We start from the raw sequence: 22,917 nt of genomic DNA, 5'->3' as shown, positions 1-22,917 counted from the left end.
GGCGGGCCCGCCCCGCCCCGCCGGAGCCGTGCGTTGAGGGTTTATGCGCTCGTTCGCCCGAGGCTGCCGCCCGGGAGCGCAGTCGAGTGATCCATTGGTAGCGGCAGCCCCAGCTGGACTAGTCTGACGCCCAATCAACTGGAGCGTCGGGGGAACCATGGGCATCGAGGAGTTGGCAACGCAGGCGATGGCCTACGTGGCCGGGATCGTAGGCAGCACGGTCAGCGGTGTCGCAAGCCAACGACTCACCGAGCTGATCTCGACACGGCTGGCGGAGAGCCCGGGCGGGGCTCTCGCGTACATGCGCATGCAACAGGACCCGGGGGATGCCGACCTGCAGCAGGGCGCCGCCGCTGCGCTCCAGGCCGAAGCAGAGGCCGACCCGAGCTTCGCAGCGTCGCTGAGGGAAGCTTTTCAGGCCGCCACGGACGAACGCGTCACCGGGGATCCAGGGAAGATCACCATCGGTGGCGTGTTGATTGGCGGGAACGTCAGAGGCAGAGGGCAGATCGCCGGACGGGACATCAACAACTCGCGCCGCTCCATTCGCATCGGCCTTGGAGCCCTGGCTCTACTTGCCGTGGTCGGGACGGGCACGGCCGTGTACCGAGCCATGGCCGACTCTCAGTCTCCTGTGAGTCACCCCACCGGCAAGAGTCAGGGCAACGAGCAGTCGTCCAATGAAACGCCACCTCTGTCTCCTGCCGACAACGCGAAATGGCACGTAACCAAGTTCTTTTCAGATGTCTCCCGCGGGGACTTCGCGGCAGCCTGCACACAGATCAGTCCAGCCACTCTGGCAAAGAATGACGGAGATTGCACGACCGCGTTGAGTGATCTACTCGATGAGGGACGCAATGATCAGGAGTTCACCCAGGACGCCAGCGGGAACACCGTCGTCGACTATATGGCTACGGCACGCAAGGACATCAATTCTGGCCAGCTATTGTCATATACCGACATTTACTCATCTCAGGCAATTCCCGGACTGGACGAGAACCACTCTCTAATTACAGTGGAATTCAACAATGGCAATAGCTACGCCTTCGCCCTTCAGCGCCAACAGAACGAATGGCTGATCTTCAAATCCACTTGCTTTTACGCCAGCAGCGGCTGCTAGGCGAGGAAGCCATGTTCGGAGGAGGGCCGAAGCGCCGAGGCTGAGCTGACTCGCCAAGCTCGACGCAAAGCCGCCCGGCGGTCCATGGTGCGCGGCGTGCGTAGATTCCGACTCCAGCTCCAGGTCAAGGGCGCCCCCGGTGGTGGCCCCGCCATACCGCCCATGGACCCCGCCGCTGATCCGGCCGCGGCCGCCGACCCCAACGCCGGCCAGCCACCCATGCCCACCGACGACTCCCGCCCGTGGGCAGGTGACCTGTACGACGAAGGGGACGAGACGCTGCCCGACGACCCGTCGGTCACCGACCATTTCTCCGACCCGAACGGGGAGGAAGCTTGGCTGGAGAAGGCCCCGGACGGCACCCTCACCGGGTGGGTCCGTGACGCCACCGGCCAGGTCTACCGGTACTCCGACGCCGACGCGTGGGCAACCGACGTGGACGACGCCGGGATGACGCCCTCCGGTGGCGGCGCCCCCGCCCCCGGCGATATGCCGGACGGCGAGGAGCGCGACGGCCTGGACGAGGGCGACGACGAGGGCGACCTGCCCGGCCTGGACGAGGAGCCGGACGACGAAGAGGACGAAGAAGAGGACGACCCTTCCGCGGCTCCCAACCCGTTCAAGAAGTGACCCGGAGGCAGGCACAATGAGCGACACCACCCCGCCCGCCACGCTCGTGGAGGGCTTCCGGTCTGCCAAGGCCGGGGCGGAAGCTGCCCGCACCGGCAAGGACGCGCAGGCCTGCCCCTACCCGGCCGATGGCGACGTAGTGCAGCGCTTCCACCGGCACTTCTGGATGCTCGGCTACGACAACCCCGGCAGGCACAGCGCAGGACGGTAGGCACACGCGGCGCGCACGGTACCCAGGCCAAACCCCCGGCCTGGAAGGACCACCGTGCCGCCGCGCCCCCGCCCTCAGCCCCCCGAGCGGGGGACATCTCGAGCCATAGCCGCCGTGACCGGAGTCGAAGACGACGTCGGCGACGTGATCCTGCCCGGCGCCTTCGCCGAGACGCTGCGAAAGCGCCCGGTCAAGCCCGTGTTCTCCCACGAGTGGAAAGACCCCATCGGGGTCTGCCGCGGCGTGGAGGAGTGGCTGCCGGGCGACCCCCGGCTGCCGAAGACCACGCCCATGGGCGCGCCGTGGCCCCCGGCGGCCGGCGCCCTGGTCGCCGACGTGGCGTTCAACATGAAGACCACCCGCGGCCGCGATGTGTACGAGCAGGTCAAGCAGTGGCACGAGGAGGGCGGCGGCGCCCAGTGGTCCATCGGGTACACCGTCCCCAAGGGCGGTGCGACCAAGCGCGCCGGGGTCCGGATGATCCGCAAGCTCGAACTGTTCGAGGTCAGCCCCGTCCTGCACGGCGGGCACCCGCTGACGATGAGTCTGCAGGTGAAGGGCAACCCCGCCGGGCTCGACGGTGAGATGGAGTACAAGGCCACAGAACGGCGGGCCGCCCGCGGGCCGCCCGCCGGGCGTCAGGAGGACTGGGCGCGCAGCTCGCTGAGGTCCAGCTGCTCTGTCTCGTCGTGCGCGGTCAGGTCGATGACCTCGGCCTGCTCGGCCACGGCCTCGTCCCCTACGACGTCGGCGAGGTCCGCCTCCTTGGACGCCGCCTCGCCGGCCGCTTCCAGCTCCTGGCGGGCCTTCTCGTTCTTCGTGCCGAAGAAGTCGAAGCCGCCCTGGGCACGGCTGGCCTGGCGGTTGGGCTTGGCGTACGGCAGCACGGCCGCGGCGACCGCCGGAACGAGCTTGGGCTGGCGCACCGGCAGCGCCGGGCTGCTCCCCGTGCCACCGACGGTGTCGTCGGCGGGACGCTCACGGACGGCCGGGTCCAGCGCGTGCCTGCCCTGCGGCTCGTCGGTGTCGGCGAGGTCGCGGCGGCGCGCCGCCTCGACGGTGAGCGCGGCCTGCTGGCGGGCGCCGTTGCGCGAGAGGTCCCGCAGCGCGGCGGCGGCCCGCAGGTACGTGGCCGCGCTGACCGGCGCGGTGTAGGGCACGGGCAGCGCGGAGCCGACCGCCTTCTTCGCGACCCGGCCGTCCTCCAGCGCGCGGGCCCGCTCGGACTCGGCGGTGGCGTAGCGGCGCAGCAGGTCCGCGTGCTCCGTGCGGAGCCGGGCCAGTTCGGCGCGCTTGCCGCGCAGCTTGTTCTCCAGCTTGCCGCGCAGCTCGCGGGAGTCCTCGAGGTCCACCTCGAGCTCCGCGATCCGCTCGTCGGCACGCCATTCGTCGCGCACCCGCGCGGTCTTCAGGTCGGCGACCTGCTTGCCGGCGGCGCGGTCCCAGCTGCGCAGCAGGAAGGCGCCGCCACCGGCGACACCGGCCGCGGCGACGACGAACACACGGAGCAGCACCGGATCACCGATCACCAGGGCGCCGACAGCGAGGGCCGCGGCGGAGCCGGCGACCGTCACGGGCGGGAGCAGCCGGTGCAGCGGCTGGGAATGGCGGTGTCGTCCACGGGGCATGGTAGGGAACTTAGCGTGCCGGTGCGCCGTGTGGGGCCGCGGCATCCGATTTCCCACCGAACACACAACGACAAATACGGAGGGCGCTCGCGCGCATACGAAACGTCATGCGAACGCCCTCCCGCCACGATTTATTCGATCTTGTCCCTCGGGCTCAGCCCTTCAGCAGGCCCTTCGACTTGAGGTAGTCCGCGGCCACGTCCTCGGGCTTCTTGCGCTCGGCGTCCACCTGCTTGTTGAGCTCGGTGAGGTCGGCCGTGGTCAGCACCTGGGTGAGCTTGTCCAGGGCCGCGGCGACGTCCGCCCCGCCGGCCTCCTTCGCGTTGACGACGGGCAGCACGTTGTCGGCGTTCTGCAGACCCTTGTCGTCCTCCAGGAGCACCAGGCCGAACTGGTCGAGGGTGGCGTCCGTGGTCGTGGTGAGCACCAGCTGGTCGGTGCCGTCCTTGACCGCCTGCTTGGACTGGACGGTGCCGACGCCCTTGGTGTCGACCGACGTGACGTCTATGCCGTAGGTCTTCTTCAGGCCGGGCGAGCAGAAGGGCCGGATGGAGCACTCCTCGCCCGCGGCGAGCTTGACCGCGATCTTCGACTTGCCGAGGTCGGAAAGGGTCTTGAGGTTGTTCTTCTCCGCGAAGTCCCTGGTGACCGCGAACGCGTTCTGGTCGACGGCCTCCCCGGCCGGCAGCACCTTCAGCCCGCGCGGGTCTGCGAGTTCGGTGAGCGCCGTCACGGTGGCGTCGACGTCGGAGGAGGCGACGGGCGGGGCGTCCTTGCCGTTCGCCTTCGCGTTGAGGAACTCCGCCAGGGTGGCCGCGTACTCGGGGACGACGTCGATCTGGCCCTTCTCCAGGGCCGGTTCGTACAGCTCGCGGTTGTCGACCGTCTTGATGGTGGTCCTGTAGCCGGCGTCGGTCAGCAACTGCGCGTACAGCTGCGCGAGGACCGTGCTCTCGGTGAACCCGGCGGAGCCGACGGTCAGGGAGCCCTTGCCGCCGGCCTGTGAGCTTCCCCCACCCCCGCTCTTCTCCAGGCTGTCGCCGCCGCAGGCCGCCAGGCCCGCGGAAAGGACCGCCACGGCGGCCAGGGCGGTGGCGGTACGCAGGGCCTTGCTCATGTGAACTCCATCTGATGGGTGGGACGGGCAGGTCTTCGGGCGGGTCGGGACTTGTGCGCGGGGGACACCAGGCGCTGCAGCAACAGGAAGACTCCTTCCACGAGCAGGGCGAACGCGGCCACGAGCACCGCACCCGCGACGACCTTCGGGGTGTCGTACTGGGCGAAGCCGGCGGTGATGAGGCGGCCGAGGCCGCCCTCGCCGGGAATCGCGGCGAGCGTGGCCGTGGCGACGACCTGGACGGCCGCCGAGCGCACCCCGCTCATGACGAAGGGCGCCGCGAGCGGCAGCTCCACCCGGGCCAGCAGCTGGCCGCCGGTCATCCCCATGCCGCGGGCGGCCTCCACCGCGTCCCGGTCGACCTGGCGCATGCCGACGTAGGTGTTGGTGAGCAGCGGCGGGACGGCGAACAGCACCAACGCGATGATGGTGGGCCAGTAGCGTGCCGAGTTCGTCGCGACGATGAGCAGCACCAGGATGGCGAAGGTGGGCACCGCCCGCCCGACGTTGGAGAGGTTCACAGCGAGCGCGCCACCCTTGCCGAGGTGGCCGAGGAGGATCGCGACGGGCAGGGCCACGGCGCAGGCGATGGCCAAGGACACGGAGGTCAGCAGGAGGTGCTCGCCGAGCCGCTGCAGGACCCCGTCGGTGCCGGTCCAGTTGGCGCCCGTGGTCAGCCAGTCCCACGCGCCGGGGATCACCCCCATCAGCCCACCGCCTTCGCGAGCCTGGTCCACGGCGTGAGCAGCCGCTGCACCCCGAGCAGCAGCAGATCGGCGACGAGGGCGAACACCACGCAGATCACGGACGCGGTGAGCACCTCCGCCTTGAAGAAGCTCTGCATGCCGTCCTTGATGAGATTGCCGAGACCCCCGTAGCCGACGATCGCGCCGACCGTGGTGAGGGAGATCGTGGCGACCGTGGCGATGCGCACGCCCGCCATCACCGCGGGCATCGCCAGCGGCAACTCGACCTCCCACAGCAGGCGTACCGGCCCGTAGCCCATGCCGCGTGCCGCCTCCCTCGCGTCCTCGGGCACGGCATCCAGTCCGGCCAGGAAGTTCCTGACGAGGATGGTGAGCGAGTACAGGGTCAGGCCGGTGACGACCACTGACGCGGAGATCCCGAACACCGGCACCAGCAGCGAGAAGAGGGCCAGGGACGGGATCGTGTAGAGCACCGTCGTCACCCCCAGCACCGGCGCCGCGGCCGCCCGCCAGCGCCGGGCCACCAGGGCGAGCGGCAGCGCGAGCAGCACACCCGCCGCCACCGACGCCGCGGTGATCCACAGATGTTCCACCCCCGCGTCCAGCAACTCCTGGCTGCGTGTGCGCACGAACTCGCCGCAAATCCAGTCGTTCGCCGCGAGACAGTCCTGTCCGGCCATGCGATGCCACCTCCCCCGCCCGGTTCAGATCATGCAGGTGAGCGTAAACCCGGCCGCCGACATTCCCGGGTCCTGCCACATCCTCGCAACACCCCCTTCACAACCATCGCCGAGCGTGTACCAAGCTGGGGGATGAGCCGCACCGCCCAGCGCCGACGAGAGGTCCCGATGATCCGCTTCGAGAACGTCACCAAGCGCTACCCCGACGGCACCACCGCCGTCGACGACCTGACCTTCGAGGTGCGCGAGGGTGAACTCGTGACCCTCGTCGGGCCGTCCGGCTGCGGCAAGACCACGACGATGAAGATGGTCAACCGGCTCATCGAGCCCACCGCCGGCCGGATCCTGCTGGACGGCGAGGACATCGCCCGCACCGACCCGGTGCTGCTGCGCCGCCGCATCGGCTACGTCATCCAGAACGTCGGGCTGTTCCCGCACAAGACCGTGCTGGAGAACACCGAGACCGTGCCGCACCTGCTCGGCTGGACGCGCGCAAAGCGCCGGGCACGCGCCGCCGAACTGCTGGAACTCGTCGGCCTCGACCCGTCCGTGCACGGCTCCCGCTACCCCGAGCAGCTCTCCGGGGGCCAGCGGCAACGGGTCGGCGTGGCGAGGGCGCTGGCGGCCGACCCGCCGCTGCTGCTGATGGACGAGCCCTTCGGCGCCGTCGACCCGGTGGTGCGGGAGCGGCTGCAGTCGGAGTTCCTGCGGCTGCAGGAACAGGTGCGCAAGACCGTGTTGTTCGTCACCCACGACATCGAGGAGGCGGTCCGGCTCGGCGACCGCATGGCGGTCTTCGGCCCCGGCCGCATCGAGCAGTACGACACCCCCGCGACCGTGCTCGGCTCCCCCGCCACCCCGTACGTGGCCGGCTTCGTCGGCTCCGACCGCGGCCTGAAGCGGCTGTCCGTCACCCCGATCGAGACCGCCGACCTGGAGCATCCGCCCGTCGTCCGCGCCGGCTCCCCCGCCGCGGAGGCCGCCGCCGTCCTGGCGAAGCAGGGCGACCCCTACGCCGTCGTCCTCGACGACGACGGCCGGCTGCGCGGCTACGTCACCGCGGGCACCCTCACCTCGGGCACCGTGGCCGACCACACCCGCCGCCTGGAGGCCTGGGTGCCGGTGGGCGCCCCCCTCAAGCGGGCCTTCAGCGCGATGCTCCAGCACGACGCGGGCTGGACAGCCGTCGTGGACGGCGACCGCTTCGCCGGGGTGCTGACCCCCGCGACCCTCCACACCGCGCTGCGCCGCTCGGTCAACGAGGACGGCGACGACGGGAACGACGGGAACGACGGGAACGCCGATCAGGACGCGGGGCGGGCGGTGGCGGTCGAGGCGGGGGCGGGTGACGATTTCCGGGCGGAACCGGACGCCGATGCCTCCTGATGCGGAGCGTTCCATGACCACCCCACGGGACCTCATCATCACCGCCCTGGAACGGGCCGCCGAACACGCAGTGGAACCCGGCGACCTCTCCCTCGCGCTCGCCGCGGCCGAGGCCGTCGACCTCCTGGCCGCCGGGGCCGTCGCCCTGGACGGCGGCCTTCTCGTGCCGGGCGGGCACCGGGAGATCACCGACCCGCTGCTGGCGGAGGCCGCCTCCGCGCTGGTGCGCCGGCCGCCGTACGAGACCCCCGGCGCTTGGCTGTGGCGCAGGGGCCGCGGCCTGACCGACGGCTACCTGACGGGCCTGGAGGCCGAGGGCGAGGCCGTACGGGAACGGCACCGCAACTGGCTGGTCCGCCACACCCGGACCGTGCTGACCGAGTCCGCCGCCCGGCGCCGCGCGGCCGACCGCCTGGCGGCGGACGAGCCCGTCCTCGCCGCCCTCACCAAGGCGCTCGGCCTGCGCGGCGGCCCGGAGGCCGACGCGGCACCCGGCGTGACCGACCCCGCCGCGGCCCGCGTCCTGGCCACCCTCGACGACGCGCTGGCCGAGCTGGCCGCCGAACGCCTGCGCCGCTCACGGCGGCAGGCCGACGCCGCCGCCGAGAACGTCCGGCGCGGTTACTGAGACGGCCGGGCGCACACCGGGTCGTCGATCGCGCTCACGGTGTACGGGGGCCGGCCCGGCGGCTCGTCGTTCTGGCTGTTGACGACGTAGAGCCGGCAGCCGTGGCGGGCCAGCGTCGTCGGCAGGTCGAAGGGCTCGCCGGTCACGCGGTGCGTCACCGTGCCGCTGCGCAGGTCCGCGTCGAGCTCGGCGACGTAGACGCCGTTCGGCGCGCCGTAGTTGAGCACCGCGTACAGCGTCCGACCGCGCAACAGCATCCCGTCGGCCCCGAAGGACGCGCCACCCAGGTCCAGTTGGCCCACCTCCCGGGTGGCGACGTCCACCCGCCACACCGCCTCGGTCCCGTTGGACGCCACCAGCAGAGTGCGGCCCGTCCGGTCCGCGACGATGCCGTTCAGCAGCCAGTACTGCGCGGGGAACTGCGGAAAGGCGGAGCGGATGTCCAGCCACGGCTCCAGCGGACCGGGCCGGCCGTGGCGAAGGGCGGCCCGGTACACCACGGGGTTGGCCCAGTCGGTGACATAGACGGCGTCGTCGGTGATCACGAGGTCGTTCAGGTCGGGCGCGCCGAGCGGGCCGCCCTGGGCGGTGCGCGTGGCGAGCAGCCGCCCGCCACGGTCGTGGACGGTCAGCTCGGCGCCGCCGACCGAGTACACCCGCCCCCGGCCGTCGGTGTGCACGCCCAGTGTGCTCGGGCGGTCCGCCAGGCCCTGCGCGCGGAAGGGCCGCAGGCGGGCGTCGCGTACGTCGCCCCGGTACAGCGCGCCGGTGCCGTCGGAGGACACGTACATCGTGCCGTCGCGGTCGATCGCGATCCCCTCGGGCAGCACACCGGGCGCCCGGGAGACGACGTAGGTGCGCGGCAGTTCCCGCGCGGCGGCCGGGCCGGTCTGGACGGGCAGCGCCGCCAGGCCGGCCAGCAGAACCGCGGCGCACAGCCGCGGGAGTCGGGTGGTGCCGGGCATCGTCACAACCTCCGGGACGCGGGGCGGGCGTCCCCGCGGCGCGGGGACGCCCGAGAGCCTGCCGGGCCCCCGGCAGCGGCCGCATCGCCTTTCACGTCTGGGTGAAAGGCTCCGCCCGGCCGACAATCGGGCTTCGTGATCCGCCTACACTTCGCCACCGTCGATCTGCGCCGGACCACGCTCGGCCCGACCTGGCGCCGGGATCCCCCGGTCCTGCATCCGCCGTCCTGGTTCGCCACACAACCGACGATCCGCTACCTGCCCGACGAGCCGGCCGTGCTCGCCTACCCGAGGCACGGGCCCGAACCGGCCGGGGACCCGGGCCGCTGCTCGGAAGAACCCGGACGGCGGTGCTCCAGGCGCTGCGCGAGCCGGCGACGACCACCGCGCTCACCGAACGGGTCCCGGTATCCTCGCGGCGGCCCGCGAGCACGCCGAGCTGGTGCGCACGACCCGGCTCGGCACCACCGTCCTGCACAGCCTCACGCCGCTCGGCTCGTCCCTGCTGTCAGGCGAACCCGCCCGCGGCGCAGCGCCGACTCTAGGCCCGGCCGCCCACCGTGCCGGTGTGGTTGTCGTCCTCGTCCTCGGGGAGGCGGCAGACCCGCTCCAGGAAGATCGCGGCAGCGCAGACCGCGACCCCGGCGATCACCGCGGCACCCGCGTAGATCGCCTGGTCACGGCGGGGGTCGTTGTCCATCTGGTACATGGCGAGGAAGACGCACGCGCCGCCGTAGATCCCGGCGACCAAGGCCGCGACCAAGGCGCTGGCCTGGCCGAAGACCACCGCGCGGGCGGCCAGCAGCGGATCCACGCCCTTGGCACCCGGACGTCGCTCGCGCTGCGCGCGCAGCCGGGACCGCAGCGACAGCGCCGTCGCCGCCAGCACGGCGGCGATCAGCGCCAGCACGATCGGCGCGGCCACGGGCACGCCCGGCAGCGTGCCGAGCGAGTCCCACAGCTTCACGCCCGCCCACGAGAGCACTCCGGCCACCACGAACAGCCCGACCAGGGTCCTGATGCGCAGCGCCTTCACCGAGTGCTCGCTCCCCACATCACATCGACGAACGTACCGACGAGATCGTAACGATTACTCCGGCAGCCTGAGTTCCACGTCGCCCCGGGCCCACACGCTCTCCCGGCCCACGCTCGCCAGCAGACCGGCCACCGGACCCTGGCCCGGCAGCTCGGCGGCGGGGTCGACGTCGAGCCACGGCGCCAGCACGAAGGCCCGCTGGTGTGCCCGCGGATGGGGCAGCGTCAGCTCCGGGTCGTCGGAGACGACGCCCTGGTAGGCGACGATGTCGACGTCGATGGTGCGCGCGCCCCAGCGCTCGGTGCGGGTCCGGGCGAAGGCGTCCTCGATCGCCCGGCCGCGCTCCAGCAGCGAGGACGGCGGCAGCGTCGTCCTGATCAGGACGACCGCGTTGAAGTAGTTCGGCTGGGAGCCCGGCTCGACGCCCCAGGGCTCGGTCTCGTACACCGGGGAGACCTTCTTGACCCGGACCCCCGGGGTGTCTTCAAGGGCGTCCACGGCGCCCTGCAGCGTCTCCAGGCGGTTGCCGAGGTTGCTGCCCAGCGAGATGACGGCGAACTTCGGATTCTGCAGCGTCGAGTCCGCGGCGTCGACCTGCGCGACGACGGAGGCCGGGACCGGCTGCACGGTGGGGTCGTAGCTCACGGGCGCCTCCGGGTGATGGTGACGGACACATCGGCGAACGGGACGGTGATCGGGGCCTGCGGCTTGTGCACGGTGACCTCCACCTCCTGGACCAGGTCGTGCTTGAGGACCTGGTCCGCGATCCGCTGGGCCAAGGTCTCGATCAGGTCCACGGGCTCGCCCTCGACGACGGCGGTGACCTCCTCGGCCACGATGCCGTAGTGCACGGTCCTGGTCAGGTCGTCCGTGGCGGCGGCGGGGGCGGTGTCCAGGCCGAGGACGAGGTCCACGAAGAAGTCCTGGCCCTCGCGGCGCTCGTGCTCGAACACGCCGTGGTGCCCGCGGGCCTTCAGGCCGCGCAGCGCGACACGATCCACGATTCACTCCCGCTGGTCGTCGAACGGACGGGCGGGCGCGGTCCACCCGCCCAGCGGGAGGGGAGAGCCGCACCGCCCTTACTCGAATCTACCTTCGACCGCCGACAGTCCCCGGTACCGGGCACCGAGGCGGCCGACCGCACCGCGCTTACCCGGGGACGGAACGGCCTACTCCGGCCTTCACCGGTTCTCACCACTTCTTGGCTCGAACGAGTGGTCAGAAGGCCTCAGGCTGACCCCTCGCCGCCGTTGTCGGCGTCCTCCGCGGCGGCCTCGTCAACCCCGTCGGCCATCACCGGGGAGCCGTGGTGCACCCACAGCCGCCAGCCCTCCGGTGTGCGCCGAAACACATTCGTGGCGACCACCAGACCGCCCACGAGCGAGCCCATCTCGCCCTCCTCCTCGGCGGGGCCGCCGGTGAGGATGTTCTCGGTGCAGGTCACCAGGGCCGTGTTCCCGTCGACCGCCACCTCCACGTCGGTGAGGAAGAACTGGATGTACTCGGTGTTCGCCATGATCAGGGCGTACGAGCGCATCACCTCGCGGCGCCCCCGCAGCACCGGCCACCCCGGGTGCACCACGGACACCGTCTCCGCCAGCGGCCCGGTCAGCACCAGCTCCTCCAGCGCGTCCAGGTCGGACCGCTCCACGGCGTCGTAGAACGCCTGGTTGGCCTGCTCGACCCGGGCGGCCTCGGCCGTACGCGGCGTCATCGCGTTCCCCCGTTCGCTTCTCCGCCCGCTCGGCACCCCGCCGCGGGCATCGTCGTCACCCGCGGCCCGGCGGCCTCGCGTGCGTCGCTCACCGTGCCGCCCCCGTTCGCTTCTCCGCCCGCTCGGCACCCCGCCGCGGGCATCGTCGTCACCCGCGGCCCGGCGGCCTCGCGTGCGTCGCTCACCGTGCCGCCCTCTCCAGGGCCCGCGCGACCCGTACGGCGTCGGCACTGTCGTGCACCTCGTGCACCCGGACCGCCCATGCGCCGCGGCCCGCCACGATGGCGGTGACGGCGGCCGTGGCGGCGTCACGGTCCCTGGCCGGGGGCGGATCGCCGCCCTCGCCGGCCAGCACGCGGCCGAGGAACCGCTTGCGGGAGGCCGCGATCAGCAGCGGGCGGCCGAGGGCCAGCAGGTCCTCGACGTGGGCGATCAGGGTCAGGTCGTGCTCGGCGTTCTTCGCGAAGCCCAGCCCCGGGTCGAGGACGATCCGCTCCGGGTCGATGCCGCCCGCCACCGCGTGGTCGAAGCTGCGCCGCAGCTCGGTGGTGACCTCGCCCACGACGTCCTGGTAGACCGCCCGGTTGTTCATGTCGATGCTCTGGCCGCGCCAGTGCATCACGATGAACGGGCTGCCCGTCGCCGCGACCACCGGGATCATCGCCGGGTCCGCCAGTCCGCCGCTGACGTCGTTGACCAGGGCCGCGCCCGCCTCGACCGCCTTCTCCGCGACCGTGGCCCGCATCGTGTCGACGCTCACCACGACCCCGGCGTCGGCCAGCTCGCGGACGACCGGGACCACCCGGCGCAGTTCCTCCGCCTCGTCCACCCGCGCCGCGCCCGGACGGGTCGACTCACCGCCGACGTCCACCAGGTCGGCACCGGCCGCGACGAGGTCCAGGCCGTGCTTCACCGCGAGCTCCGTGTCGAACCACTCGCCGCCATCCGAGAACGAGTCCGGCGTGACGTTCACCACGCCCATGACCGCGCACCGGTCCCAGGACGGCAATCCGGCCACGTGGCCGCGCATCGTACCCATGGGGCCAGCCTAGAGCGGGCGGCTCTCCACAGGCGCCGTGAGGCCCACGCGGGGAGGGCCAGGGTGACGAATCCCTCGGCCCGCATGGCCGCCAGGCCGATCCGGGGCAGGTCCCCGGTGGCCCGGAGGACCAGGAAGCGCGGTAGTCACTCCGGCTGGAACCAGGCGTTGAACCGGTACAGCGACTCGATCCGGAACCACCGGTAGGACGGGAACCGCGGCACACGTGCAATGGGGGGCCTGGTGACGTCGGCCCTTCAGGTCACTGGGCCATGATCAGGCTCATCGCCTCGGCGCGGGTCGCGGAATCGCGCAGCTGACCCCGCACCGCCGAGGTGATGGTCTTCGCGCCGGGCTTGCGGACCCCGCGCATCGTCATGCACATGTGCTCGCACTCGATGACCACGATCACGCCGCGCGGTTCGAGTATCCGCATCAACGAGTCCGCGATCTGCGTGGTGAGCCGCTCCTGCACCTGCGGGCGGCGGGCGAAGACGTCGACGAGACGGGCCAGCTTCGACAGGCCGGTGATCTTGCCGTCCACCGAGGGGATGTAGCCGACGTGGGCGACGCCCACGAACGGCACCAGGTGGTGCTCGCAGCTCGACAGCACCTCGATGTCCTTGACCAGCACCATCTCGTCGTGGCCGAGGTCGAAGGTGGTCGTCAGGACGTCCTCCGGCTCCTGGTACAGCCCGGCGAAGATCTCCCGGTACGCCCGCGCCACCCGTGCGGGGGTCTCCCGCAGTCCCTCGCGGTCGGGGTCCTCCCCGACCGCGATCAGCAGCTCACGGATCGCGTTCTCGGCACGCTTCTCGTCGAACTCCCCGACGGGGCGCAGATCGCCATCAAGGGTCACCGGGTCGGTCATGTGTGCCTCGTTCCTCAGACGTGCCGAATGCGTGGACCGCGGGGAACCGCGGAAACACAGCGCCCCCCAGGATAGGAAACCTGGGGGGCGCGGTACGCATTCCGATGTCCGTGACCAAGGCCACGTCGCAGGCGTCAGGCCTCGGGGTTCGGCTCCTCCGGGAGCCCCACCGTCTCGGCGGGCTTGCTCAGGGACGCCGTGGCACTGCCGTTGGCCGTCGGCTGGGTGCCGTTGGTCAGGGCGAGCTCACGGGGCGAGAGCACCGGCGGGCGGGTCGACGGCGTACGCCGCGAGGATCCCGTCCAGGCCGGACGCGGCGGGCGCTTGACGATCGGCTTGAAGATCTCGGCGATCTCCTCCTTGTTCAGCGTCTCCTTCTCCAGGAGGGCCAGAACCAGGTTGTCGAGGACGTCGCGGTTCTCGACGAGGATCTCCCACGCCTCGTTGTGCGCGGTCTCGATGAGCTTCTTGACCTCTTCGTCGACCAGCCCGGCGACCTCTTCCGAGTAGTCGCGCTGGTGCGACATCTCACGGCCGAGGAAGGGCTCGGAGTCGCTCGTGCCGAACTTGATCGCGCCCAGCCGCTCGGTCATGCCGTACTGGGTCACCATCGCGCGGGCCGTGGCGGTGGCCTTCTCGATGTCGTCCGCCGCACCGGTGGTCGGGTCGTGGAAGACCAGCTCCTCCGCCGCGCGGCCGCCCATGGTCATGGCCAGCCGGTCGAGCATCTCGTTGCGGGTGGTGGAGTACTTGTCCTCGTCCGGCAGGACCATCGTGTAACCGAGGGCACGGCCGCGGGACAAGATCGTGATCTTGTGGACCGGGTCGCTGTTCGGAGAAGCCGCGGCGACCAGGGCGTGACCGCCCTCGTGGTACGCCGTGATCTTCTTCTCCTTGTCGGACATGATCCGGGTGCGCTTCTGCGGGCCGGCCACGACGCGGTCGATGGCCTCGTCCAGCATCGCGTTGTCGACCAGCTTCTTGTCGCTGCGCGCGGTGAGCAGCGCCGCCTCGTTGAGGACGTTCGCCAGGTCCGCGCCGGTGAAGCCGGGGGTGCGGCGGGCGACGGCCTTGAGGTCGACGTCCGGGGCGACCGGCTTGCCCTTCTGGTGGACCTGGAGGATCTCCAGGCGGCCCTGCAGGTCGGGGCGGTCGACGGCGATCTGCCGGTCGAACCGGCCCGGACGCAGCAGCGCCGGGTCCAGGATGTCCGGACGGTTGGTGGCGGCGATCAGGATGACCCCGCCCTTGACGTCGAAGCCGTCCATCTCGACCAGCAGCTGGTTCAGCGTCTGCTCGCGCTCGTCGTGACCGCCGCCGAGGCCCGCGCCGCGGTGCCGGCCGACGGCGTCGATCTCGTCGACGAAGACGATGGCGGGGGCGTTCGCCTTGGCCTGCTCGAACAGGTCGCGGACACGCGAGGCGCCGACACCCACGAACATCTCGACGAAGTCGGAACCGGAGATCGAGTAGAACGGGACGCCCGCCTCACCGGCGACGGCGCGCGCGAGCAGGGTCTTGCCCGTTCCGGGCGGGCCGTAGAGCAGCACACCCTTGGGGATCTTGGCGCCCACGGCCTGGAACTTCGCCGGCTCCTGCAGGAACTCCTTGATCTCCTGGAGCTCCTCGACGGCCTCGTCCGAACCCGCGACGTCCGCGAAGGTGGTCTTCGGGGTGTCCTTGGTGATCAGCTTGGCCTTGGACTTCCCGAAGTTCATCACCCGGGAGCCGCCGCCCTGCATCTGGTTCATCAGGAACAGGAAGACCACGACGATGAGGACGAAGGGCAGCAGCGACAGCAGGATGCCGACGAAGGCGTTCTGCTTCGAGGGCGCGACGGTGTAACCGTCGGGCAGCGTGCTCTTGTCGCCGTCGTCGACCTTGGCCTGCAGGATCTTGGCCACGTCGACGCCCTGGTCGCCGATGTAGCTCGCCTTGATCTTGGAGCCCAGGTCCTTGCCGCCTACCTTGGCGCCGTCCTTGAGCTCGACCTTGATCGTGTTCTCGTCGCCGGTGGTCAGCTCGGCGGACTTGGCCTGGTTGCTGTTGATGGCCTCGATGGCCTGGCCGGTGTCCACCGTCTTGTAGCCACCGGACGAACCGACGACCTGCATCAAGACGACCACGGCGAGGACAGCCAGCACGATCCACATGACTGGCCCACGGAAATAGCGCTTCACGTCCATCCATGCGGGGCGATCTCGCCCCGTCCCTCCTGCCACAGTGAGGCACCTCGGCCTGGGGGCCGCCGGTGCATCCGGTGTATGAACCGACCTTCGGACGGTACCCCAGCATTGTCACCCGAAGTCGCCGGAGACCGTAAACAAACAACGTTCCCACCCTCCAACGTGAAGGAGGGCGTCGGGGTTCCCGGAGCCTCAGCCGCCGTACACGTGCGGCGCAAGGGTGCCGATGAACGGCAGGTTCCGGTACTTCTCCGCGAAGTCCAGGCCGTAGCCGACCACGAACTCGTTGGGGATGTCGAAGCCGACGTACTTCACGTCGATCTCCACCTTGGCGGCGTCCGGCTTGCGCAGCAGCGTGCAGACCTCGAGCGAGGCCGGACGGCGCGAGCCCAGGTTGCTGATCAGCCAGGACAGGGTCAGTCCGGAGTCGATGATGTCCTCGACGATCAGGACGTCCCGGCCGGCGATGTCGGTGTCCAGGTCCTTGAGGATGCGCACGACACCCGAGGACTTGGTCCCGGCACCGTACGAGGACACCGCCATCCAGTCCATGGTGACCTGGGAGGACAGGGTGCGCGCGAGGTCCGCCATCACCATGACGGCGCCCTTGAGGACGCCGACGATGAGGAGGTCCTTGCCCTCGTAGTCCTTGTCGATCTGCGCAGCCAGCTCCGCCAGCTTGTCGTCGATCTCTTGCTTGGAGACGAGCACCTTCTCGAGGTCGGTGCCCATGTCGTTCTCGTTCACCCGCACAACTTCCGGCTCGGTCTACAGGGCCTGGAAGAACAGTCTGCCATTGCGCCGGCCGACGACGACGCCGCCCGGGAGGTTGAGCGGCTTCTGACCGCGCCAGGCGGTGAGCAGGCGGTCGGTCTCCTCGACGTGCCGGGCGAAGAGCGAACCGGCGGGTGAGCCCGCCGCGACGGCCGCCCGGCGCAGCACCCGGCGGCGCACGGCGGCGGGGAGGGTCAGCAGCCGCGCGACGTCCAGCCCGCCGTCGGCGTCCAGGGCCGTCCGCTCGGCCTGGGCCGCCCACTGGTCGAGGGCGTCCGCGTCGTCCCGGGAGAGCTGGGCGGTGCGGGCCAGCGCCTCCACGACGCCCTTGCCCAGGGACTTCTCCAGCACCGGCAGCGCCTCGTGGCGGACCCGGGAGCGGGTGTAGGCGGGGTCGTGGTTGTGCGGGTCCTCCCACACGTCGATGCCCTGCACCAGGCAGGCCTTGCGGACGGTGTCACGGTCCAGCAGCAGGAAGGGACGGCGGTAGCGCCCGTTGACGGCGGGCATGCCGGACAGCGACCGGATGCCGGAGCCGCGGGCGAGCCCCAGCAGCACCGTTTCGGCCTGGTCGTCACGGGTGTGCCCGAGCAGCACGGCGGCGGCGCCGGCGCGCTCCGCGACGGTGTCGAGCGCCGCGTACCGGGCGTCGCGCGCGGCGGCCTCCGGACCGCCCTGGCGGCCCACGGTGACCGCCACGGCGTCCACCGGGTCGAGTCCGAGACCGCGCAGGCGGTCGGCCACGTCGACGGCGCGGGCCGACGAGCCGTCCTGCAGGCCGTGGTCGACGGTGACGCCACCGGCCCGGATGCCGAGCTTGGGCGCTTCGAAGGCGAGGGCGGTGGCGAGGGCCATCGAATCGGCTCCGCCGCTGCAGGCGGCCAGCACGAGCGGGCTGCCGCCGGGGTGGTCGGTCAGGACGTCCTGGAGTACGCGGCGGACCGCCAGGCGTATCGCCGCGACCGCGGGGTGGGGACCCATGTCCGGTTTCCCTCCTGGAGAGGCTGGGGGAGGCGTCGGGACGGTGAAGATGACGCAGGGTAGCTAGATGGTGACAGACAGCGTGCGATACTCGAGCATCGCACGCTTACCCTGCGCCCACGGTCCCTCGGACGGGTGAACCGGGAGGCCCGGGGCCCGCTGTGCCCCGGGGCGACTCAGGTTTCACTCCGCCTGTGCACCCGCGCCACCCAGTCCGCGGGTTTGGCGATCTCCTGCTTGGTGGGGAGGGTGTTGGGCGAGGTCCAGATCCGGTTGAAGCCTTCCATCCCGGCCTCGTCCACCACGGTCCGCACGAAGCGCTCGCCGTCACGGTACTGCCGCAGCTTGGCGTCCAGCCCCAGCAGCTTGCGCAGCGCCATGTCCAGCCGCCCGGCACCGCTCTGCCTGCGGCGCTGGAACTTCTCCCGGATCTCCGCCACGGACGGCACGACGTCCGGGCCCACGCCGTCCATCACGTAGTCGGCGTGCCCCTCCAGCAGCGACATGACCGCGGTCAGCCGTCCCAGGATCTCCCGCTGGTTCGGGGTCTGCACGAGGTCGATCAGACTGCGGCCCTCGTCGCCGTCCGCGTCGACCGACGCCTCCTCCACATCGGGCCGGCTGCCGGTGGAGAACGACTGGAACGCCTCGCGGAGCCGCTCGATCAGCGCCGACGGGTCGATCTCGGTCTCGCCGAGGAAGGCCTGGATCTCCTGCTCGATGTGGTCCCGCAGCCAGGGCACGGCCGTGAACTGGGTGCGGTGGGTCTCCTCGTGCAGACACACCCACAGCCGGAAGTCGTGTGGGTCCACGTCGAGTTCGCGCTCCACGTGGACGATGTTGGGGGCCACCAGCAGGAGCCGCCCGGTGCGCGGCTCGCCCGGGCCGGGCGCGGCGGGACCGGCCGGCATGTCACGGCTCGCGGGGGCGAAGGTCTCGTACTGGCCTAGCACGCGCGAGGCCAGGAAGCTCAGCAGCATCCCGACCTCGACGCCGGTCACCTTCCCGCCGACGGTGCCCAGCACCGCACCGCCGGGGCCACCCGGCTTGCGGGCCTGCATCTTGTCCAGCAGCGGCTTCAGCACTTCGCGGAAGCCGGCCACGTTCGCCTTGATCCACCCCGGGCGGTCCACGATCAGCACCGGGGTCCCGGTCTCGGCCGGGTCCTCCCGGTCGCCGAACATCCTGGTGAAGGCCCGGACGTGCGCCTCCGACTCCTTTGCGTGCCGCCGCAGTTCCGCAACGACCGCGCGCGCCTCGTCCCGGCTCACGTCCGGTCCGGGCCGCACGAAGCGGGTCGCGGTCGCGACCGCGAGATTCCAGTCGACCATCTCCGCACCACCGATGCTCGTCATTCCTTCACGGTACGTGCTTGTCCCCTTCCCCGGGAGCGTTCCCCGCCGGGGCGCGGGCCGCGAACCGGGTTGCGGGTCGGCCGCTCGCCGGAGGCCGGGGGCGCCCCCGGCGGTAGCCAGGGCCGGCGCAACCCCACCCACCGGCGTGCCCACGCCGACGAGACCCGCGGTACCGCGCAGCCGCGGCGCCGCCGTGGGGGGTGCCGACCGGTTCCGGCTACTTGCGGCAGCCGCACGTGGCGAGTTCGGCGGCGAGGCGGTCGAGGGCGGACTGCGCGGCCACGGGGTTGGTCGTGCCGTTGGTCAGGAAGGCGAACGTGAGCAGCCGGCCGTCCGCGTCGACCACCGTCCCGGCGAGCGCGTTGACCCCGGTGAGCGTCCCCGTCTTCCCGCGGACCAGCCCCGCGGCCCCGCCCGCGGAGGTGAAGCGTTCCCGCAGCGACCCGGTGAAGCCGGCGACCGGCAGCCCGGTGAGGACGGGGCGCAGCTCCGGGTGGTCGGGGTCGGCCGCCAGCGCGAGCATCCCCGCCAGTTGCTCCGCCGTGAGGTGGTCGGCGCGGCTGAGCCCGCTGCCGTCCGCGAAGCGGGCCCCCTTCAGCGGGAGCCCGAGTTCGCGGAGCGCGGAGCCGATGGCCCTGGCGCCGCCGGAGAAGGAACCCGGGCGGTCCGCGGCGAGGGCGGTGTGCCGGGCGAGCGCCTCGGCGATGTCGTTGTCGCTGTTGGTGAGCATGCGCTCGACCAGGTCGGCCAGGGGTGCGGACCGCACCTCCGCCAGCAGGTCGGCCGCGCGCGTGCGGGCGGGCGCCTTGCCGGACTTCACCGCGCCGACGACCTTGATGCCGCGCCCCCGCAGCAGGTCCGCGAAGACCGACGCCGCGGATGCCGCCGGGTCCCACTGGCGGGCGACGGGGCCCTTGAAGCTCTTGCCGTCGCTGCGGCCCTCGTCGGCCATCAGCGCGGTGACGGGCGCGATGTTGTCGTTGTGCCCGATGGGGTGGACGGCCGGGCCGGTGAAGAGCGAGGTGTCGTAGGTGAGCTGCACCGAGCGGACACCCTTGGCGCGCAGCGCGCGGGCGGTGTCGGAGGCGAGGGTGCGCAGGGAGGCCGCGGTCCAGCCGCCGCCGGGCTTCGCGCGGGCGGTCAGGGTGGGGTCGCCGCCGCCGACCAGGACGACACGGTCCTTGCCCGCGGCGACCACCGAGGTGGTGAGCCGGTGGTCGGCCCCGAGCAGCGACAGGGACGCGACGGCGGTGGCGACCTTCGTGGTGGAGGCGGGGACGGCGGGCGTACCGGGGCTCTGCCCCCACACGGTCCGCCCCGACACGGCGTCCACGACCGCGCCCGTCGTCACCGCGCCGAGCCCGCCGTCGTGCAGCAACGGGCCGAGCCGTCCGGCCAGTCCGGACGTGGTCGGCACCGGCGTGCTGTGCGGCCCGGACACGGCGGTGAGCACCTCGGGGGCGGCGGGCGGGACCGGGGCGACCGCCCCCTTGTGGCCGCCCCCGCCGCCCTTCTTGTGGGGACGCGCCTGCTCCCCCTGACCGTCCCGGGAGGCGGCGATCGCCCGTTCGGCCGTACGCTGGCCTGACTCCCACGGTCCCGCTGCGGCCACAGCCGTCAGCGCCACGGCAAATCCTGCGGCAGCCGACCCTGCCACCACCTGCCAGTTCTTCGGAACGGGCACCCCGGACCAGCCCCTTTCGCGACCACACACAAGCGTGGGAGACACTTAATCACCAGAAGTATGTGCTGATCATGGAGGACAGGCTGTGCTCGAGTTCGACGTAACGATCGAGATCCCGAAGGGTTCCCGCAACAAGTACGAGGTGGACCACGAGACCGGTCGTATCCGCCTGGACCGGCACCTGTTCACCTCGACGGTCTACCCGGCGGACTACGGCTTCGTGGAGAACACCCTCGGCGAGGACGGCGACCCGCTGGACGCCCTGGTGCTGCTCGACGAGCCGACCTTCCCCGGCGTCATCGTGCGCTGCCGCGCGATCGGCATGTTCCGCATGACGGACGAGGCCGGCGGCGACGACAAGCTGCTGTGCGTGCCCGCCTCGGACCCGCGGGTCGAGCACCTGCGTGACATTCACCACGTCTCCGAGTTCGACCGCCTGGAGATCCAGCACTTCTTCGAGGTCTACAAGGACCTCGAGCCCGGCAAGTCCGTCGAGGGCGCCAACTGGGTGGGCCGCGCCGAGGCCGAGGCCGAGATCGAGGCGTCCTACAAGCGCCTGAAGGAGCACGGCGGTCACTGACCCCGCCGGCCGGCGCAGCCACGAGGGCGGCACCTCCCCTGCCGGGGCGGGCCGCCCTCCCGCGTGTCCGGCGGCCTCACCCGCAGGCGTCGAGCAGTTCGGCCAGCGCACCGTGCAGGGCCGCGGCGAGCGTGTCGGCGTCCGGCAGGGACTCCGCGTCCGCGAGCAGCCCGATGTGGACCCGGCGACGGTACGTGGAGAGGGCGATCGCCAGCGACTGGCCGCGGGCGAGCGGGGCGATCGGGTAGAGCTCCGCCATACGGCAGCCGTCCAGGGTGAGCGGCACGTCGAGCATCGGCACGTTGGTGACCAGCACGTCGAACAGCAGCCGCGCCGAGGCGGCGAGCAGCGGCGCGGCGAAGCGGTGCGCGAGCGGCGGCACGCTGTCGGCCAGCAGCGCGACGGCGCCGGGGCCGGAGTCGGGTCCGGCGTCCTTGTTGCGGTCCATGCCGGCGCGCACGTCGCGCAGCCGGGCGAGCGGATCGGGCTCGCCGACCGGTAGCCGCAGCAGGTAGCCGGAGATGCGGTTGCCCCGGCCGCCGCGCACGCCCCTGCGGCGGCGCCGCGCCACCGGGATCAGGGCGCGTGGGCCCGGACCCGCCGGGTCGTCGCCACGGGCCTGCATCCAGCGCCGCAGGGCGCCGGCGACGACGGCCATGACCACGTCGTTGACGGTCCCGCCGCTGGTCTTGCGGACCTGGTGCAGGTCGTCGACGTCGAGCGAGGCGGTGGCGAAGCGGCGCTCGGCGCCGCCCCCGGGTGTCCAGGCCGCGCCCAGCGCGGCGGGCCCGCCGGGGTCGAGGGAGGCACGCAGCACGGCCGAGCCGATGCCCAGGGCGCGCCCGGCCTCGCGCACCCGGTCCGGCAGGGAGGCGACGACCTGCCGGGGATCGGGCAGCGGCAGCCCCGGCAGGTGGATGCCGGGGCCCCGGACCTGGGCCGGCAGGGCCGCCTCGGCTCCGGCCCGCGGCGCCGGAGCCGCGGCGGTGGGCGCCGGAGCCGCGGCGGTGGGCGCCGGAGGGCGGGCCCCCTGGTCGAGGAGGGCGGCGCCGAACTCGACGGCGCGCAGACCGTCGGCCAGGGCGTGGTGCAGCTTGACCAGGACGTGGAAGGGCGCGTCGGGGGCGCCCTCGATGACGTAGACCTCCCACGGCGGCCGGTGGCGGTCCATGGGGCGGGACATCAGATCGGCCACGGCGCCCCGGGCGTCGGCCCGCCGTACGGCGTGGACGTGGCGCCGGGCGTCGAAGTACGCGTCGGCCGCCCAGGCGGCGCCGCCGACGCCGTACCAGACGTCCTTCACGCGCTGCCGCATCCGCGGTACCGCCTCGGCGCGGGCGGTGAGCAGCGCGGCGAGCCCGTCGGCGTCGACCGGGCGCTGCGGGTCGCGGTCGAAGACGGCGACCGCGCCCAGGTGCATGGGATGACCCGGCGAGTCCAGGTTCCAGAAGGCGAGGTCCAGCGCGCTCAGGTGCTCGTCAGCCAAGGCTCCATGCCTCCGGAAGGTCGGGGTTTGCCCAGGAACGGACTCCAGTTGGTGAAGTGAAACCCCTAAAACCGATTACAGTCAACTACGACCACGATACGGACAGTTAACAGCAGGTTGCCCGCACGACGGCCGGGCG

Annotated in this window: 23 protein-coding genes and 2 pseudogenes; 7 read left to right on the top strand and 18 right to left on the bottom strand. The window is 72.0% G+C overall.

Annotated features, from left to right (window positions below; translation table 11 throughout):
- Window positions 1–157 precede the first annotated feature (157 nt).
- The 4 genes and pseudogenes from AC3EUJ_RS03125 to AC3EUJ_RS03110 all read left to right on the top strand — a co-directional run.
- A complete protein-coding gene (locus AC3EUJ_RS03125) occupies window positions 158–1,120 on the top strand; it encodes a hypothetical protein (RefSeq protein ID WP_431959317.1) in 963 nt (320 codons plus the stop codon).
- A 96-nt stretch (window positions 1,121–1,216) separates the two neighbouring features.
- Window positions 1,217–1,750 carry a hypothetical protein gene (locus AC3EUJ_RS03120; protein ID WP_431959316.1) on the top strand — a complete coding sequence of 178 codons (534 nt, stop codon included), beginning with the start codon at window positions 1,217–1,219 and terminating at the stop codon, window positions 1,748–1,750.
- A gap of 16 nt (window positions 1,751–1,766) precedes the next feature.
- Window positions 1,767–1,961 carry an Rmf/CrpP family protein gene (locus AC3EUJ_RS03115; protein WP_431959315.1) on the top strand — a complete coding sequence of 65 codons (195 nt, stop codon included), beginning with the start codon at window positions 1,767–1,769 and terminating at the stop codon, window positions 1,959–1,961.
- A 291-nt stretch (window positions 1,962–2,252) separates the two neighbouring features.
- Window positions 2,253–2,471: pseudogene (locus AC3EUJ_RS03110) on the top strand (HK97 family phage prohead protease); the annotation flags it as partial.
- Between the two features lie 128 nt (window positions 2,472–2,599).
- Here AC3EUJ_RS03110 and AC3EUJ_RS03105 read toward each other — a convergent pair.
- The 4 genes from AC3EUJ_RS03105 to AC3EUJ_RS03090 form a co-directional block, all read right to left on the bottom strand.
- Window positions 2,600–3,589, bottom strand: coding sequence for a coiled-coil domain-containing protein (locus AC3EUJ_RS03105; protein WP_431959314.1), 990 nt, complete (start codon window positions 3,587–3,589; stop codon window positions 2,600–2,602).
- A gap of 154 nt (window positions 3,590–3,743) precedes the next feature.
- The gene (locus tag AC3EUJ_RS03100) at window positions 3,744–4,706 is read right to left on the bottom strand and encodes an ABC transporter substrate-binding protein (RefSeq protein ID WP_431959313.1); all 963 of its coding nucleotides are present in this window, start codon (window positions 4,704–4,706) and stop codon (window positions 3,744–3,746) included.
- Window positions 4,703–5,413, bottom strand: coding sequence for an ABC transporter permease (locus tag AC3EUJ_RS03095; protein WP_431959312.1), 711 nt, complete (start codon window positions 5,411–5,413; stop codon window positions 4,703–4,705). The genes AC3EUJ_RS03100 and AC3EUJ_RS03095 overlap by 4 nt, the downstream gene beginning before the upstream one ends.
- Window positions 5,413–6,093 (bottom strand): ABC transporter permease, encoded by a 681-nt coding sequence (locus AC3EUJ_RS03090; protein WP_431959311.1) that lies wholly within the window; start codon window positions 6,091–6,093, stop codon window positions 5,413–5,415. Before AC3EUJ_RS03090 ends, AC3EUJ_RS03095 begins: the two co-directional genes overlap by 1 nt.
- A gap of 168 nt (window positions 6,094–6,261) precedes the next feature.
- On the opposite strand from AC3EUJ_RS03090, the gene AC3EUJ_RS03085 reads away from it, so the two are divergent.
- Complete coding sequence (locus tag AC3EUJ_RS03085) at window positions 6,262–7,479, top strand: ABC transporter ATP-binding protein (protein WP_431959596.1); 1,218 nt, start codon at window positions 6,262–6,264, stop codon at window positions 7,477–7,479.
- A gap of 13 nt (window positions 7,480–7,492) precedes the next feature.
- Window positions 7,493–8,107 (top strand): GPP34 family phosphoprotein, encoded by a 615-nt coding sequence (locus AC3EUJ_RS03080; RefSeq protein ID WP_431959310.1) that lies wholly within the window; start codon window positions 7,493–7,495, stop codon window positions 8,105–8,107.
- Here the strand turns inward: AC3EUJ_RS03080 and AC3EUJ_RS03075 are convergent.
- The 13 genes and pseudogenes from AC3EUJ_RS03075 to dacB form a co-directional block, all read right to left on the bottom strand.
- Window positions 8,101–9,072 (bottom strand): SMP-30/gluconolactonase/LRE family protein, encoded by a 972-nt coding sequence (locus AC3EUJ_RS03075; RefSeq protein ID WP_431959309.1) that lies wholly within the window; start codon window positions 9,070–9,072, stop codon window positions 8,101–8,103. The genes AC3EUJ_RS03080 and AC3EUJ_RS03075 overlap by 7 nt on opposite strands.
- Window positions 9,073–9,613: 541 nt before the next feature.
- On the bottom strand, window positions 9,614–10,108 hold the full coding sequence (locus tag AC3EUJ_RS03070) for a DUF3180 domain-containing protein (protein WP_431959595.1): 495 nt from the start codon (window positions 10,106–10,108) through the stop codon (window positions 9,614–9,616).
- A gap of 54 nt (window positions 10,109–10,162) precedes the next feature.
- On the bottom strand, window positions 10,163–10,753 hold the full coding sequence (folK, locus tag AC3EUJ_RS03065; protein WP_431959307.1) for a 2-amino-4-hydroxy-6-hydroxymethyldihydropteridine diphosphokinase: 591 nt from the start codon (window positions 10,751–10,753) through the stop codon (window positions 10,163–10,165).
- Window positions 10,750–11,109: a dihydroneopterin aldolase gene (folB, locus tag AC3EUJ_RS03060; RefSeq protein WP_018558516.1), complete on the bottom strand. Its 360-nt coding sequence runs from the start codon at window positions 11,107–11,109 to the stop codon at window positions 10,750–10,752. The genes folK and folB overlap by 4 nt, the downstream gene beginning before the upstream one ends.
- Before the next feature lie 227 nt (window positions 11,110–11,336).
- A complete protein-coding gene (locus AC3EUJ_RS03055; RefSeq protein ID WP_431959305.1) occupies window positions 11,337–11,822 on the bottom strand; it encodes a nuclear transport factor 2 family protein in 486 nt (161 codons plus the stop codon).
- 181 nt (window positions 11,823–12,003) lie between these two features.
- The gene (folP, locus tag AC3EUJ_RS03050; protein WP_431959304.1) at window positions 12,004–12,861 is read right to left on the bottom strand and encodes a dihydropteroate synthase; all 858 of its coding nucleotides are present in this window, start codon (window positions 12,859–12,861) and stop codon (window positions 12,004–12,006) included.
- Window positions 12,792–13,064, bottom strand: a pseudogene (locus AC3EUJ_RS03045) (phosphatidylglycerol lysyltransferase domain-containing protein); the annotation flags it as partial. The pseudogene AC3EUJ_RS03045 and the gene folP, both read right to left, overlap by 70 nt.
- Window positions 13,065–13,123: 59 nt before the next feature.
- The gene (folE, locus tag AC3EUJ_RS03040) at window positions 13,124–13,732 is read right to left on the bottom strand and encodes a GTP cyclohydrolase I FolE (RefSeq protein WP_431959303.1); all 609 of its coding nucleotides are present in this window, start codon (window positions 13,730–13,732) and stop codon (window positions 13,124–13,126) included.
- A gap of 134 nt (window positions 13,733–13,866) precedes the next feature.
- On the bottom strand, window positions 13,867–15,918 hold the full coding sequence (gene ftsH / locus AC3EUJ_RS03035; protein ID WP_431959301.1) for an ATP-dependent zinc metalloprotease FtsH: 2,052 nt from the start codon (window positions 15,916–15,918) through the stop codon (window positions 13,867–13,869).
- Window positions 15,919–16,110: 192 nt separating this feature from the next.
- Window positions 16,111–16,650: a hypoxanthine phosphoribosyltransferase gene (gene hpt / locus AC3EUJ_RS03030; RefSeq protein WP_431959593.1), complete on the bottom strand. Its 540-nt coding sequence runs from the start codon at window positions 16,648–16,650 to the stop codon at window positions 16,111–16,113.
- A 36-nt stretch (window positions 16,651–16,686) separates the two neighbouring features.
- Window positions 16,687–17,673, bottom strand: coding sequence for a tRNA lysidine(34) synthetase TilS (tilS, locus tag AC3EUJ_RS03025; RefSeq protein WP_431959300.1), 987 nt, complete (start codon window positions 17,671–17,673; stop codon window positions 16,687–16,689).
- Between the two features lie 176 nt (window positions 17,674–17,849).
- The gene (locus AC3EUJ_RS03020) at window positions 17,850–19,028 is read right to left on the bottom strand and encodes a zinc-dependent metalloprotease (RefSeq protein WP_431959299.1); all 1,179 of its coding nucleotides are present in this window, start codon (window positions 19,026–19,028) and stop codon (window positions 17,850–17,852) included.
- A gap of 217 nt (window positions 19,029–19,245) precedes the next feature.
- Entirely contained in the window at window positions 19,246–20,655 is a 1,410-nt protein-coding gene (gene dacB / locus AC3EUJ_RS03015) for a D-alanyl-D-alanine carboxypeptidase/D-alanyl-D-alanine endopeptidase (protein WP_431959298.1), read from the bottom strand.
- Window positions 20,656–20,797: 142 nt separating this feature from the next.
- Here dacB and AC3EUJ_RS03010 point away from each other — a divergent pair, with 142 nt between their 5' ends.
- On the top strand, window positions 20,798–21,292 hold the full coding sequence (locus tag AC3EUJ_RS03010; RefSeq protein ID WP_431959297.1) for an inorganic diphosphatase: 495 nt from the start codon (window positions 20,798–20,800) through the stop codon (window positions 21,290–21,292).
- Between the two features lie 76 nt (window positions 21,293–21,368).
- On the opposite strand, the gene AC3EUJ_RS03005 is transcribed toward AC3EUJ_RS03010, so the two are convergent.
- Entirely contained in the window at window positions 21,369–22,778 is a 1,410-nt protein-coding gene (locus tag AC3EUJ_RS03005) for a wax ester/triacylglycerol synthase family O-acyltransferase (protein WP_431959296.1), read from the bottom strand.
- Window positions 22,779–22,917: the final 139 nt, after the last annotated feature.

The organism is Actinacidiphila sp. bgisy160 (genome assembly GCF_057707815.1).
This window is presented reverse-complemented; position numbering and strand designations above follow the sequence as displayed.